Below are 13760 nucleotides of genomic sequence, written 5' to 3'. Positions count from 1 at the left end.
GAAAGACGCCGTGGAGCTAAGCGCCACAGGATGTGGATGCTGCGTAACGGCGAGTCCCCTCTCGAGCAAAGATCTCCTCCATTTTTTAAATCTAACAATCATTGATCGTGAAATCGGACTCGAAGCTTTCAGGCGAGAGCATTTGGAGCGATCCATAGAGAGCGTGCAAATGCGACGCGTGCCAGGGATGGCGAGTGAGCCTGAAAGACGCCGTGGAGCTAAGCCGCGTCGTAACTCCGACAATTTTTCGGTAAGACCGAAATGGCCCCCACCCTCTTCGGGTGGAGGTGGAGGGTCCGCGGGAAAAAAGCGGAATACATTCCTCTATCACGAAAACTCTTCTTTTCCAACGATAAAACTCACTCGTAAACCTTGTCGTAGGTACGACGGCTCGAATTTCTTCTCTTGACTTTCTCATCCAATTCCGATCGGAAGGTTTATCGTTTTCTGAAAGGATTCTTACGGAACGTTTCTTTCCCGAAAAATTCTATCTGAAATGTTCAGCTCTCAAATTCTTGAAAAAAAACTCTCACCAAATAACCAATAGGACAAAAAATGCTCTTCGAAATTACGATTCTCCAGTTCTCAAAGATGCTCCGCAACTTAAGCCTTCTCTTGGAAAAGGCCGCTTCTTACGCTGAAACCAAAAAATTCGACGTAGAGGTTCTTTTGAATTCAAGACTTGCTCCGGATCAGTTTCATCTGATCAAACAAGTTCAAATCGCCTGCGACACAGCCAAGTTGGGAGTTTCGCGTTTGACCGGAAAAGAAGCTCCCAAACACGACGACCAGGAAAAAACTCTTCCCGAACTCCAAGAAAGAATCCAATCGGTCCTCTCTTATCTCGGAACTTATTCTGAAAAAGATTTTAACGAATCCTTGGATCGTAAAATCTCGCAGCCGCGTTGGGAAGGAAAGTATCTGACCGGAAAAGAATTTGCAATTCAACACGCGATCCCGAATTTCTATTTTCATATTACGACCGCTTATTCCATCCTGCGTCATAACGGAGTGGACATCGGTAAGAAGAATTATCTGGGAGATATGCCTTTTAAAAATGAATCTTAGAATCTTCCGAAAACGAAATCGACTTTTGCATCCGATCAAAGCCAAAACTTTAAAGCCCACCGGAATCGCCTTGGTTCTGATCTTAGTTTCTTTCCAGGTTTGTAGTTCGCCTGAAAAAGAATTCCACACACAGAAGATCCTAAACCCAAAAGGAATTCCCGTTTTGATCTATCACGAAATCGTAACGGAAGAGAATCGGGAACCGGGAGAAACCGTCATCTCCTTGAAAAAATTCGAAGAACAGATGGAATATCTCTCCTCTCACGGATATCATCCGATTTCGATGAAGGAACTCCTTCTTTATATGAAAAAAGGAACTGCCGTTCCGGATCGCTCCATCGTCCTCAACTTTGACGACGGATGGAAGAATGTCTTAAACGCGGTTCCAGCACTCAAGAAACATTCTTTTCCCGCTTCTTTTTGGATCATCTCCGGTCCCAAAGGAATCGGAAACGGAGAATACTTGGAATGGTCCGACATCAAGGAACTGGCCGCAAACCCGCTCTTTGAGATCGGTTCCCACACTTACAGCCATCCCTGGAATCCAAAAGACAATCTTGTCACCTGGGTCGATCACAAGGTTCCGGGAAAGGGAAACAAAGAAGCCCTCTTCGAACTCAAGCAATCGAAAAAGATCTTAGAAGAAAAGTTAGGAGTTTCAATCGATTACCTCGCTTGGCCCTGCGGATGGTACAATCCAACTTTGATTCAGTTGGCCAAGAATTCCGGTTACAAAGCGCTCCTTACGACCGAAGACGGTGCAAATCTCCCGGGAGGAGATCCTTTCCAGGTAAAACGAATCTTCATCGACGGGAAATGCGACCTTGCAACGTTCATTGAACAATTGGAAAATCCTCGTTACATCGTATGCCAGAAGAATCAAAAGTCCACACAAGGAAACTCGCCTTATTCTTATTAGAATTCTTTAAATTTTATAAACTCGATAAAAATTTCCCGCGCTCGGCAATAATTATGAATTACATAACGAAGGGTAATTTTTGATATAGTAGATTCAGTATATTTTAGATGAGAAAGAATCCAGCTCTTGTAGCAGAATCCATGAATTCGAAAACGAATCGGTATTACAACAACCAGATCTGGATCACACGCATTTTCCTTTTTCTGACGATCGTCTCCTGTGCCTTCGCGTGCATCGAGATGTTTCAAATCCTCATAGAAGAAATCCTGGATCACAGGCCTTTCGCCGCGATCGGTCAAATCGCATTCATCGTCATCATCACGTTACTCACCTACGGGAACTTCGTTTATCAATTCACCCGTCTGGGTTATTTCAAAAGGCTCCTCAAACACGATCCTCTCGAAAGGGAAAAATTGGAAGAAATCTACAAAACGGATTCTCCACCTCTTGCCGTTTTAGTTCCTTCCTACAAGGAAGAATTGGATATCGTCCGGGAAACACTTTTGTCCGCAGCCCTCCAAGACTATCCGAACAGAAGGGTGGTTCTCCTCATAGACGACCCTCCTCAACCGAAAAATTATTCCGACTTCGAAGCCCTTCAAAAAATGAGAAATCTCCCGGTTTCTCTCCAACAAGAATTTGAGGAAGCGAACGCTCCCTTATCCTTGGCGAAGGCCGAATTTTTAAAACGCAAACGCGCCGGATCGCTGGATTCTTCCTGTGAAACCGAAGAACTGATCCGTCACTATGAAAAAGTTTCCCTCTGGTTTCGGAATCGAATTCTAAACTATGACGATCATTCCATCAAAAGAGAACTTCCGGAACATACCCGCGTTTTTATGAGAGATCGGTTCTTTGCAAAATGGGAAGAATTGCATTCGGAAAGGATTCTCGAATTGGAGGATCTTCTTGCACGGGGCGGTGCCTCTTTCGAAAGAATCGAAAAAGAATACAATCGCCTTTCTTGTCTTTTCTCCGTAAATTTTACGAGCTTCGAGAGGAAGAGATATCTGAACCTATCGCATCTTCCGAACAAAGCGATGAACCTAAACAGCTACATCTATCTTTTGGGAAAAAAATGGAAGGAAAGAGAAGAATCTCACGGAACCATTCTCGAAGAAACGAAAAATTCGGATTCTTCTTTTGAAATTCCCTCCGCCGAATTCTTGATTACTTTGGACGCGGACAGCATGCTTCTTCCGGACTACGTCTTGAAACTCGCGCAAGTTATGGCTTCTCCTCAAAACGAAAGAGTCGCCGTCGCTCAAACTCCCTACAGCGCGATTCCGGGAGCTCCTCGTCTTCTCGAACAAATGGCGGGAGCTACCACGGATATCCAATATCAGATCCATCAGGGGTTCACACATTTCGGCGCGACCTTTTGGGTTGGAGCGAACGCGATGCTCCGTCACAAAGCCCTTCTCGATATCTGCACCGTCTACGAGGAACGAGGACACAAGATCCATCGCTATATCCAAGACAATACCGTGATCGAAGATACGGAATCGAGCATCGATCTTTTGGATGTGAACTGGAATTTATACAACTATCCGGAACGTCTCGCCTACAGCGCGACTCCTTCCGACTTCGGTTCTCTTCTCATTCAAAGAAGAAGATGGGCGAACGGCGGATTGATCATTCTTCCTAAACTTTTGGGTCACGTCTTTCAATGGCCTTGGAATCTTGCGAAGTTTGTGGAAGCGTTCTTTCGGGTTCACTATCTAGGTTCGATCGCGGCTGTAAATATCGGATTGGTGATTTTGATGGGAAGTCCTCTCGGCGAAGGAATGGAGACCTATTGGATCGCGATTTCTTCCCTTCCCTATTTCTTTCTCTACGGAATGGATCTTGTCGAAATGGGCTATCGTTGGAAGGACGTCTTCCGGGTTTACGCGCTGAATCTGCTTCTCATTCCGGTCAATCTCGCCGGAGTTTTGATGTCTTTGAACCAAGCAGTCACCGGAAAACAAATTCCATTCAGCAGAACTCCGAAGGTCATCGGAAGAACCGCAATGCCCGCGCTTTACGTGATCGCGGAATACGCTCTCTTGACTCAGTTGTTGTTCGGATTTGTTACGAACTACCTCCATAAAAATTGGGCTTATTCCTTCTACAACCTCGCAAACGCGCTGATGTTGGGTTATGCGATCGTAAAGTTTATCGGACTCAGGGCAAGTTGGGAAGACCTTATGCTTTCTCTAAACAAACCTCCCGCGGATATCGTGGAAACGGTCGCTCAGTTGGTCGAACCCCGAGTTACGATCGAACTCGAAGCCGCAATGCTCTACGGTAACGACTCATCCGAAAAAAATCAGATCCCTTGATTCTAACCTTTTTTCGAAACCGAAAGAAGAATTCGGTTTTGATTGAAAAGATAAAGAAATTGACGCAAAACACGACTGGAACGCGTCTAAATTCCTCTTGTAATTTGGTTCCTGGGAAAAACTCTCGTTCTATATGTCTGCAAATCCAGGACCGGTATCCGTACAGGAAGTATTGTACAAAGCGCGGTTATTCCTTTCCGGATTTTTCCTCTGTTTGCTTCTGATCTTAGGATTCGTTTTTCTCTCACCTTTGTTTTTAGTAAAGGACAGCCCGTTTCCGAAAAGCGACGCTCTCGTTTTGGAAGTGAAAGAAACTCTTCCTCGAGACATTCTAAAAAACGCGGCGGACGGATTCAAAAAAGGTTATGCTGGAATTTTGATCGTTCTCTATTCACCGGCGACCGCAAATTCCGATTTAGGAATCGGTTTGGATCTCACTCAGGAAATTCAAAATACTCTCGTTGGATTGGGTGTGGAAGAATCCAAAATTCTCATCTACAAACTCGAACCCTATCCGGCCGGAGCGAAGAATTTTTCGAAATCCCTTTTGAAAATCGGCCTCGATCGTCAATTGAAGAATATTCTGATTCTTTCCAAAAGATTCGAGTCCGCTCTCAATCAAAAAATCTACGAATCCGTTTTAGGACCGGCGGGTCTCAAAGTCCATATCGTTCCACTCGCGGATCGGACGAGCTTATCCAATTGGTTTTTAACCGAAGAAGGATTCGAACTCGTATTCACAAACTTAGCCAGAACTTTTTATCAAATACTCCCAGGAAAATAGAATCGTAATGTTAGACGCAAAAGAATCAAACGAACTCATTCAACAAAGAATTCAAAAAATCGAAGAACTCAAAAAACAGGGAATCAATCCTTATCCGGTTCGTTTTTTTCCGGATTCTAAATCCAAGGAGATCGTGGAAAGATACGAAAAAACTCCGACGGGACCGGAAACGATCTACAAACTCGGCGGACGACTTCATTCCAAAAGAGTGATGGGAAAAGCGAGTTTTGCCCATCTCAAAGACGGCGCCGGAATCATCCAACTCTATGCGACTCGGGACGATCTCGGAGAAGCGACCTATTCCCTTTTTAAGTCCTTGGACCTGGGAGATATCATCGGTTTGGAAGGTTATCTTTTCACGACTCAAAAAGGGGAAATCACCTTACACCTAACCGGCGTTCAACTTCTCGCAAAGTGCATCCGCCCTCTTCCGGTCGTGAAAGAAAAAGACGGGGTAATCTACGACGCTTTTGCTGACGTGGAGCAAAGATACAGAATGCGTTATGTGGACTTGGTCGTCAACGACGCGGTAAAAGAAACGTTCATCACTCGAAGCAGGATCGTTTCCGAAATCAGAAGTTTTCTGACAAACGAGGGTTTTTTGGAAGTGGAAACGCCGATGATGCAGCCGATCGCGGGAGGAGCGGCGGCGAGACCGTTCGTCACGCACCACAATACTCTCGACATGCAGTTATTTTTAAGAATCGCTCCGGAACTCTATCTAAAAAGGTTGATCGTGGGCGGTATGGACCGCGTTTTCGAACTCAATCGTAACTTTCGAAACGAAGGAACTTCGACGAAACACAATCCGGAATTTACGATGATGGAAGCCTACATGGCTTTCGGCGATATGGCTTCCATGCTTGATCTTACGGAAAGACTCATCACATATCTGGCCGAAAAAGTCTGCGGAACTCTGAAGATTCAATACGGAAAGGATTTGATCGATTTATCCCCGCCTTGGCGAAGAGTCACCTACGTGGACATCATCAAAGAATACAGCGGAATCGATTTTAGTCAAATCACGACTCTGGAAGAAGCGAAGAAAAAAGCATCCGAACAAAAGGTCGACGTTTCCAAATGTCAGTCTATCTGGAAAGTCGCGGATGAGGTTTTCTCCGATAAGGCGGAGCCGAATCTGATACAACCCGTTTTTATCACGGATTATCCGACGGAACTTTCCCCTCTTGCAAAATCCAATCCGGAAAAACCGGGTTTCGTGGAACGTTTCGAGCCGTACGTAGCCGGAAGGGAAATCGGAAACGCCTTTACCGAGTTAAACGATCCTTTCGATCAGAAAGAAAGATTCGAGGAACAAGTAAGACAAAGGGAAGCCGGGGACGATGAAGCCTTTATGATGGACGAAGATTATATCCGAGCTTTAGAATACGGAATGCCTCCTACCGGAGGACTCGGAATCGGAATCGATCGTTTGGTAATGCTTCTTACTAACTCGCACTCGATTCGAGATACGATTCTATTTCCATTGATGCGTCCGGAATGAATTAGAATTTCGTAATCTTATTTCATTTTTATCCATTCGATCTTACAGATAAAAAAAGCCCTCGGAAAAATTCGAAGGCTTTTTTGGATTCGATTTCAAAAACCGTGTTGTATTTCTAAAGTCAGCCTTGGAGCCTCTTTCTTTTTTTGGGAAGATCCGTTGCCAGTCGAAGTGAAAAGTGATCTATTAAAATATCAATCCTTTCACCAAGTCCAGAAATAGAACGTTCCAAACGGGATTCTATCTTACGGATATCCTATTTCAACTCCGACTTTACTGTTGCAAGGTCTAATTTCATTTCCGTTCGTACGCTCGCAAGATCCGATCTCATTTCCGTTTGCATAGTTGTAAGATCAGTTCTCATTTCAGTTCGCACAGCTGCAAGGTCCGTTCTCATTTCCGTTTGCACAGTTGTAAGATCTGTTCTCATTTCAGTTCGCACAGCTGCAAGATCCGACTTCATTTCCGTTTGCACCGTCGCAAGATCCGACTTCATTTCCGTTTGCACCGTCGCAAGATCCGACTTCATTTCCGATCGTACGGTGGCAAGTTCTGATTTCACTTCTTTTTCCGATTCTTTCAGTTGAGAGAACAACTGCTTCCAAACCTGGTGTAAAAAACCAAAAAGGGAACCGAAACCTAAGAGCATCGTCACAAACAAAGTGATAAAACTTGGTTCAGTCATTTATAAATTCTGTATTCAAAATTTCAATTTTGCAAGTTCTTTTTCATCATCCATTAGATGATTTGAATATCTTTTCTACCGACAGAAACATTCCCGTCCGTGTGATTTAGCAATCAAACGATTCTAAGATTTTTTGCGGAAAAGAGATTTGAAGAATACGACTGTGAAAAACTGGAACATTCTAAAAAGACGGAACAATCTCCAAGGCTTGCTGATGATTCTCCAAACCCAGATCAGACCTCTCAGTTTGAAAAAGTTAGGCGCCTTTCTCACTTTTCCGGAAAGAATGTCTAAAGAACCGCTCACACCGATGATCACCGAATGACCGAAGAATGCGGTATTGTTTTCGATCCAGATTTCCTGTTCCGGAAAATCCATTGCAAGAAAGATAATATTCGGACTTGTCTTTCGAATCGATTCCTTGACCATCAATTCTCGCTGCGGATTCATATAACCCGCGTGACGTCCTACGATTCTAACCCCGGGAAAATGACGGGAAAGTGTAAAATAAACTTTTTCGATCACGTCTTCTTTTCCGCCAAGCATGAAGATGGAATAATTTCTAAGTTCGCAAAGACGGACCAAATCCATCATCAAAGCGATGGGAGAAATTCTCTCTTTGAGATTTTTTCCAAGCCTAGACGCAGCCCATTGCAGGCCCGCGCCCTCCGCAAGAATCAGGCTTGCTTTTTCCGTGATTCTGTGTAGCTTTTTCCCCTTTCGAACCGACATGATTTTGATCGGATCCAAAAAGAGAACGTGATGAAACCTTTCTTTTTCTTCCAGCAAACGATATATCTTTGCTACGGCCTCGTCTTGCGAAACATTGTCAAACGGAACCCCTAGAATATCTGTTTTTCCTAATGTTTCCGTCTGAATGACTTGGTAATCCAGGAGGTAATCCCGATCGTCTTTCGCGGAGAGATGTATGATTTCACCAGGCTTTTTCATCCTAAAGGCATCCTATACGACATAAGTTCAGAGTCAATTGAAAGTTACCGCTTTCTCGCTCGGATTTTTTCCGCGGCAGCCCGAAATTCTTCCTCCAAACATACCATAGAAATGCTGGAAAGCAGAAACGAACCCTGATCCAAAATCCGATCTAAATTTGAGACTTGAATTCCGCCGATCAAAGTCACGGGCAAAGAAGCGGATCTGGAAAGTTTCGTCAAGGACTCGGTGCCGATTGCGGATTTAGCGTCGTCCTTGTTTTCGGTCGAGAAGATCGGGCCCAAACCGGTATAATTCCAAAGGGAAGAATCCAACGTATTCACTTCTTCGATCGTATGAGACGAGGTTCCTAAAAATAATTTCGATTCTCGGAGGGAAATTTTTTCTTCTTCGTTCAAGGATTCATAATCTTCTTTTCCGACGTGGGCTCCAAAACAATCCATCCGAATCGCTTCCTTCCAGTAGTCGTTGAGAATCCAGGGAATCGTCGGGTATTTGTCTAACAGAGTTTTTACGAGAGAATCTAATTCTCTCGGACTTACGTTCTTGGCGCGGATCTGAATCCAAGGAACCAAATCCGGATATTCCATCCAAACCTTAGGAAGTTCGAATACGTTTAGATTCTCCTTTTTGCAAAAATCAAGATCTAAAATCGGATACAAACCGAGATGAAACCAAACGTTAGAATCAACCACCACCGACGAACCTAAGAATTTCCAGTTGGTCTTCTTCCAGCAATTCAGTTTGATCCCAAAACTCTCTCTTGAGAATACTTCCATTTCTCTGAATCGCAACCATCTCCGGTCTGATTTTCAGATATTCTAAAAGGTCGGGAATCTGGGACGATTTCAATTCGGAAAGAGGAAGTTTTTTTCCGTTCACTTTCATAACTACGACAAAAAAAGTTTGTGCGGGAATCCGTCTATGTCCAATCTTTTTTGATTTACGAGGAATTCCTTGCTAGGGAACTTAACCTTATGAGAAAGCTGTCTTCCATCATTCTAATTTCGCTCTTGTTTTTCCTTGTTCTGAGTGGCTGTCATTCGAGACATGATGAAACCACTGATAAGGCCGTTTTCAATTATATCCTCGCCTGCGGTCCGGGCGGTTCGATCGATTCCTGCAACGCGGTTTGTGCGGAACGTTGGGGATCGACCGTTACGAGTTCCAATTTGCAAAACCTAAACACGTGCACGAGCGCTTGCACTACGAACTGCAATATCGTTAGCTTGTATTTACAATACAGCGCGCTCAATAAGTAAAGTATCGAAACATCGAGGCCGCAAAGATCCCTGCGGTCTCGATTCTTAAAATCGAATCGCCGGCTTTTACTCCTAAGACATTCCTCTCTTTGAGAAGATCGATCTCCTTCTCTCGAAAACCGCCTTCCGGACCGACGATCCAAATCGCATCTCGAAAGTATTCCGGTTTTAATCCCGATTCTCCCCTTGGATCCAAAAAATAAAAAGAGCAACTTTGCGGCTCTTTGGATTTTAAGAATTCCTTGAGAGAAACGGGCGCGTAAACTTCCGGAAGAAAGATCTGTTTGGACTGAGAGGCCGCCTCTTCCGCGATCTTTTGCGCCCTTTCCAAGTTAAAATCTTTTCGATCGGATTGTTCGAAGTTTAAAAAGTAAAAATGAGTGAGACCGAGTTCGGTTCCTTTTTGTAAGAGCCATTCGAGCCGGTTTCCTTTGGGAATCGCCGTTGCGATTCCGGAAATGCGATTCGGTTTGGGATGAGTTACTGTTTTTTTAAGAATTCCTCGATTGGCGCCCGCTTCCACTTCGTAGACCCACTCCGAGCCGATCCCGTCGAGCACTCGCAGGATTTTTTTTTCGGAATAGATCCGAAGCGCTTTCAGATGAGAAATTTCCTCGCGACTCAAGAAGAATTCCAGATTCGGATCCCAATCTTTTCGAAATAGAATCGTTTCTTCCAAAACGAATTCCTATCTGTTTAGGTTTGCGAGATCGAACAAAGAAGCGTCCGGTTTCACTTCCCTATCAATTTCAGTATATTCTAATACGCTGATAGACCCCGTGTTCAGATCCAACATTTCCAAGCGGTTCGCGAGTTCTTCCTTTCCGATCTTTTGGTTTTGTTTTACTTTTACGGGTCCGTATTTGATGTTCATCGTTTTAAAAAGAACTCCGTCCTTGTCGTGAAAATCAAGACGTGTCGGTTTTAGGGATTCCAAATCCAACAATAGAATCAGCTTGGAGTAGAAATACGGTATGATGGGTTTGAGAGAAACTCTTTTGAAAGAATTGTCGGTCGTTTTCAAATCGCTCTGGACGATCGGGTTGTAGTTGGCCTGATAGGAAACTCCGGAAAGATCCATAAAACTAAAACCGGTAGAAAGGTGTTGTTCGTATTTTTCCTCGTCCACCTTTCGAAAGATCTTTTTGGACAGTACGTTGAACGCGTAGATTTGCTCGCCTTCGTCCTTGATCAGAATCTTATATTCCAACCCTCTTCCCCTGCTTTCAAAAAGATAAAGAGTGTCTTCGTCCTTTCGGAAAATGCTTACGTCCCAGGTCCAGGTTTCTCCGGATCTCCGGATGAGAATCAGATTTCCTTTGATCAAACCCTGAGTCGACTTCGCAAGGGCCTGATCGAGTCTCGCGACCAATTCCTGCGCGACTCTTGGACTCGCGGATCCTTGCGGGTTTGTTTCTTGGCGAGGAACGGCGAACGCCAAAAAAATCAAGAGCGACGCAAGAATCCGAATCAAACTTACTCCGCCCTCATCGTAGGCGCGCTGAAAGAATAGAGTCCGTGAACGGAACCCTGAGCCTGTGCGGATTCGGAACGTCTTTCAAATCGAATCGCTCCGTTTCTTAACGCTTTGTGAATTTCAGGAATGGATTTGTAACCCATATCTTGGAAAGAAAGTCTGAGTCCCTGAGAAAGATAAGGGATAAAGTTCAGAATGGATCCACGATCCACGACGGAACCGCTCACACCCTGCGCCACTTTCACTTTTTGTCCTTCGTTGAAATAACGTTTGTCCCCGCCGGCTTTCATTGCTTCGATCGAGGCCATTCCCCTGTATTTTTTGAGGCGGATTCCGTTTTCATAAAAATACTCTCCCGGCGCTTCCGTGGTTCCGGCAAACATAAATCCCATCATACAAGTAGACGCGCCGATTGCGAGGGAGTTCGCGATATCTCCGATATTCGAGATTCCTCCGTCCGCTATGACAGGAACGTCATATTTTGCGGCATGTTTGGCGGTTTGAAATACCGCGGTCGCCTGAGCCCTGCCGACCGCCATCGTATCCTGGGTGATACAGATGGATCCCGGGCCCATTCCGATCCGAAGGCCGTCCGCGCCCGCCTGGATGAGATTTTCGGCTTGTCCTCGAGTGACAACGTTTCCCGCGACAACGTCCAGATTCTTAAATTCTTTTTTGATGAATTGAATCATCTCGATTTGATAGTTAGAATTTCCTTGCGCGGAGTCGATGATGATCACGTCGACGCCCGCGTCGTACAGAGCCGCGACTCTTTCTCTCGATTCCATCAATGTGGATACGGCCGCACCGCAGCGCAGTCTTTTACTTTCGTCTTTTGAGGCATCCGGAAATTCTTTATTCTTCTTTAAGTCGGATCGACTTACAAGTGACACTAACTTTCCATTGGAATCTAAAATGGGTAACTTTCCGATCTTGGACTTTTTGATAATATCATTCGCTTCTTGTAAAGTGATTCCCGCTTTACCGGTAATTACGTTCGTAGTCATCACTTTATCAAGTGTGATGTCTCGATTCTTTTCAAAATCGATATCTCTGTTGGTTACGATTCCTACGAGCTTCGTATTTCTTGTTCCGTCTTCGGTGACTGGAATTCCTGTGAAACCTTTGTGTTCTTTGATCCAATCCAAATCCTTGATTACGTTCTTTGGTCCGAGTATCACAGGATCGGTGATGAATCCGTTCTCAAAACGTTTTACCTTCTCAACAAGAGCGACCTGTTCTTCGATCGTGTTGTTGTAATGAATGATTCCGATTCCGCCCATCAACGCTTGCGCGATGGCCATTTGCGATTCGGTTACCGTATCCATCGGCGAACTTATAAAAGGTCTTTTTAGTTTTATATTTCGAGTCAGTCTGGTTTCAAGCTCAACTTCGGAGGGATGGAAGTCGATAAATCCAGGGAGGACGAGAAAATCTCTGTAAGTTAGACCGATCTGAAGACTGAAAAGTTCATCTCCGGATAGTCCGTCTAAATATTCGGAGTCGCGGTAAGTTTGGTTTGACATTCTTATTCCTTACCTAGTACATAAAAGGTAAACAGAGAACTGAGATCAAGAGAATTTCCCCTCCTTTGCTTTGAAAAACTATGGAAACAATTCAGAGAAAAAAAAGAGATAAAGAAACGGTCGGAGACCCCGCGAAAAAGTTTCACATTATTTCGAAATTTCTCGTAAAAACCGACATCGTCGCTCAGTCTCCCGGCATCGTAAAACAAATCGTAAAAATTTTACAGGTTTCCAAAGACGCGACTAAAATTTTGATTCAGACCCAGACTCCGAACGCGTTTCCTTTGAACAGCCAAGTCACCCTTACAAAACTTCTCGCGAAGTATGTGGAATTGGATTGTGAAGTCCTGGACGAAAAACCGGGCAATCAGCTGATCCTCGGAGTCTCCGACATCTCGATCGCGAGCAAGGAACGAAGTCTCAATCGAATCGCTCCTCCGGAAGGGACCGTATGGATTACGAATATCCGCACGAGCAAAACGACGATCGACGCAAATCTTTTCAATATTCCAACATCCGTCAAAGTTAACTTCGCCGACTATGAAACGAAGCTGAAATCGAAATACGATATCCTTAAAATCGACGTCTTTCGCAGCATCGGAGACAAGTTCGACCTCGTAAAAAAGACGCGAAAGATTTTATTCATCCCGGATACGCAAAAGCCTGCAAGTTATGCGCCCTTTGATCACGAAGGATTTATCGACTACGAAAGCGAAATCGGCGATAAGGACGACGTTCGAAAGAAGATCATCGAATATGCGAATCAAAAAATCAGATCCGAACTTATCGTCCCCGTCATCTACCTGAATCACGAAGAACAAGCGATCCCGATCGGCTACGTCCACGCGCAAAATCGGAATCGAGAAATCGATATTCTGGAAGTAATGGAGATCAAAACGCTCACGTTCGAGATGGTGGATCGGATCCGGGAATCAAACACGGTTTTAGTCAAAGAAAGATTTCCGATCGTCAACATTTCTACCGGCGGTTTGAAGGCGAAGATCAACCATCCGGATCTGAATCAGGATCTTACCAAAAGAGCAGGATTCACCTTCGATATCTTCTTTAAGATGCAGGCGCCTTTGACCGCGTTCGGCGTGATTCGTTCCGTGACAAAGGACGCCGACGGAAATTTATACGTCGGACTTTCGATCGAGGGAAATTCTTCCCGCCCCGGAGAAAGAAAAAAATACATCGACAACGTCAACCGCCTTCTTGCGGAAGCGAATCAGGCGCAAGCCTGACGCCATTGCATTCAAT

Annotated in this window: 14 protein-coding genes; 7 read left to right on the top strand and 7 right to left on the bottom strand. The window is 44.6% G+C overall.

Features of this window, described 5'->3' with window-relative positions; translation table 11 throughout:
• Window positions 1–555: 555 nt before the first annotated feature.
• The 5 genes from CH376_RS03270 to lysS all read left to right on the top strand — a co-directional run bounded on the left by CH376_RS03270 (window position 556) and on the right by lysS (window position 6599).
• Complete coding sequence (locus tag CH376_RS03270) at window positions 556–1068, top strand: DUF1993 domain-containing protein (RefSeq protein ID WP_100783894.1); 513 nt, start codon at window positions 556–558, stop codon at window positions 1066–1068.
• Entirely contained in the window at window positions 1058–1987 is a 930-nt protein-coding gene (locus tag CH376_RS03265) for a polysaccharide deacetylase family protein (RefSeq protein ID WP_100783895.1), read from the top strand. The genes CH376_RS03270 and CH376_RS03265 overlap by 11 nt, the downstream gene beginning before the upstream one ends.
• 107 nt (window positions 1988–2094) lie before the next feature.
• The gene (locus CH376_RS03260) at window positions 2095–4311 is read left to right on the top strand and encodes a glycosyltransferase family 2 protein (RefSeq protein ID WP_100783896.1); all 2217 of its coding nucleotides are present in this window, start codon (window positions 2095–2097) and stop codon (window positions 4309–4311) included.
• A gap of 133 nt (window positions 4312–4444) precedes the next feature.
• A complete protein-coding gene (locus CH376_RS03255; RefSeq protein WP_100783897.1) occupies window positions 4445–5095 on the top strand; it encodes a hypothetical protein in 651 nt (216 codons plus the stop codon).
• Window positions 5096–5102: 7 nt separating this feature from the next.
• Window positions 5103–6599 (top strand): lysine--tRNA ligase, encoded by a 1497-nt coding sequence (gene lysS, locus CH376_RS03250; protein ID WP_100783898.1) that lies wholly within the window; start codon window positions 5103–5105, stop codon window positions 6597–6599.
• A 256-nt stretch (window positions 6600–6855) separates the two neighbouring features.
• Here lysS and CH376_RS03245 read toward each other — a convergent pair whose 3' ends face one another.
• The 4 genes from CH376_RS03245 to thiS form a co-directional block, all read right to left on the bottom strand.
• On the bottom strand, window positions 6856–7284 hold the full coding sequence (locus CH376_RS03245) for a hypothetical protein (RefSeq protein ID WP_100783899.1): 429 nt from the start codon (window positions 7282–7284) through the stop codon (window positions 6856–6858).
• Window positions 7285–7407: 123 nt separating this feature from the next.
• Window positions 7408–8235 carry a WecB/TagA/CpsF family glycosyltransferase gene (locus tag CH376_RS03240; RefSeq protein ID WP_100783900.1) on the bottom strand — a complete coding sequence of 276 codons (828 nt, stop codon included), beginning with the start codon at window positions 8233–8235 and terminating at the stop codon, window positions 7408–7410.
• Between the two features lie 44 nt (window positions 8236–8279).
• Complete coding sequence (locus CH376_RS03235) at window positions 8280–9014, bottom strand: thiamine phosphate synthase (RefSeq protein WP_100783901.1); 735 nt, start codon at window positions 9012–9014, stop codon at window positions 8280–8282.
• Window positions 8923–9123 carry a sulfur carrier protein ThiS gene (gene thiS / locus CH376_RS03230; protein ID WP_100783902.1) on the bottom strand — a complete coding sequence of 67 codons (201 nt, stop codon included), beginning with the start codon at window positions 9121–9123 and terminating at the stop codon, window positions 8923–8925. Before thiS ends, CH376_RS03235 begins: the two co-directional genes overlap by 92 nt.
• An 89-nt stretch (window positions 9124–9212) precedes the next feature.
• Between thiS and CH376_RS03225 the strand changes: the two genes are divergently transcribed.
• Window positions 9213–9497, top strand: a complete 285-nt coding sequence (locus tag CH376_RS03225; RefSeq protein WP_100784077.1) for a hypothetical protein — start codon at window positions 9213–9215, stop codon at window positions 9495–9497.
• On the opposite strand, the gene CH376_RS03220 is transcribed toward CH376_RS03225, so the two are convergent.
• The 3 genes from CH376_RS03220 to guaB are packed head-to-tail and all read right to left on the bottom strand — an operon-like array spanning window position 9487 to window position 12500.
• Window positions 9487–10176, bottom strand: a complete 690-nt coding sequence (locus CH376_RS03220) for a 16S rRNA (uracil(1498)-N(3))-methyltransferase (RefSeq protein WP_100783903.1) — start codon at window positions 10174–10176, stop codon at window positions 9487–9489. The genes CH376_RS03225 and CH376_RS03220 overlap by 11 nt on opposite strands.
• A 9-nt stretch (window positions 10177–10185) precedes the next feature.
• A complete protein-coding gene (locus CH376_RS03215) occupies window positions 10186–10971 on the bottom strand; it encodes an outer membrane lipoprotein-sorting protein (protein ID WP_100783904.1) in 786 nt (261 codons plus the stop codon).
• 2 nt (window positions 10972–10973) lie between these two features.
• Entirely contained in the window at window positions 10974–12500 is a 1527-nt protein-coding gene (gene guaB, locus CH376_RS03210; RefSeq protein ID WP_100783905.1) for an IMP dehydrogenase, read from the bottom strand.
• Window positions 12501–12580: 80 nt separating this feature from the next.
• Here guaB and CH376_RS03205 point away from each other — a divergent pair, with 80 nt between their 5' ends.
• Entirely contained in the window at window positions 12581–13744 is a 1164-nt protein-coding gene (locus CH376_RS03205) for a DUF1577 domain-containing protein (protein ID WP_100783906.1), read from the top strand.
• Window positions 13745–13760: the final 16 nt, after the last annotated feature.

It is taken from the genome of Leptospira adleri, from assembly GCF_002811985.1.
In the GTDB taxonomy this organism is placed as follows: domain Bacteria; phylum Spirochaetota; class Leptospiria; order Leptospirales; family Leptospiraceae; genus Leptospira; species Leptospira adleri.
Note: the sequence above shows the minus strand (reverse complement) of the source record. Positions and strands in the feature narration are given on the sequence as shown.

What these genes read in the sequence shown, in the direction of transcription:
- CH376_RS03205 (WP_100783906.1), top strand. Translation starts at nt 12,581, where the DNA reads ATGGAAACAATTCAGAGAAAAAAAAGAGATAAAGAAACGGTCGGAGAC.
- CH376_RS03270 (WP_100783894.1), top strand. Translation starts at nt 556, where the DNA reads ATGCTCTTCGAAATTACGATTCTCCAGTTCTCAAAGATGCTCCGCAAC.
- lysS (WP_100783898.1), top strand. Translation starts at nt 5,103, where the DNA reads ATGTTAGACGCAAAAGAATCAAACGAACTCATTCAACAAAGAATTCAA.
- thiS (WP_100783902.1), bottom strand. Translation starts at nt 9,123, where the DNA reads ATGAAAGTGAACGGAAAAAAACTTCCTCTTTCCGAATTGAAATCGTCC.
- CH376_RS03245 (WP_100783899.1), bottom strand. Translation starts at nt 7,284, where the DNA reads ATGACTGAACCAAGTTTTATCACTTTGTTTGTGACGATGCTCTTAGGT.
- CH376_RS03265 (WP_100783895.1), top strand. Translation starts at nt 1,058, where the DNA reads ATGAATCTTAGAATCTTCCGAAAACGAAATCGACTTTTGCATCCGATC.
- CH376_RS03225 (WP_100784077.1), top strand. Translation starts at nt 9,213, where the DNA reads ATGAGAAAGCTGTCTTCCATCATTCTAATTTCGCTCTTGTTTTTCCTT.
- CH376_RS03255 (WP_100783897.1), top strand. Translation starts at nt 4,445, where the DNA reads ATGTCTGCAAATCCAGGACCGGTATCCGTACAGGAAGTATTGTACAAA.
- guaB (WP_100783905.1), bottom strand. Translation starts at nt 12,500, where the DNA reads ATGTCAAACCAAACTTACCGCGACTCCGAATATTTAGACGGACTATCC.
- CH376_RS03240 (WP_100783900.1), bottom strand. Translation starts at nt 8,235, where the DNA reads ATGAAAAAGCCTGGTGAAATCATACATCTCTCCGCGAAAGACGATCGG.
- CH376_RS03235 (WP_100783901.1), bottom strand. Translation starts at nt 9,014, where the DNA reads ATGGAAGTATTCTCAAGAGAGAGTTTTGGGATCAAACTGAATTGCTGG.
- CH376_RS03260 (WP_100783896.1), top strand. Translation starts at nt 2,095, where the DNA reads ATGAGAAAGAATCCAGCTCTTGTAGCAGAATCCATGAATTCGAAAACG.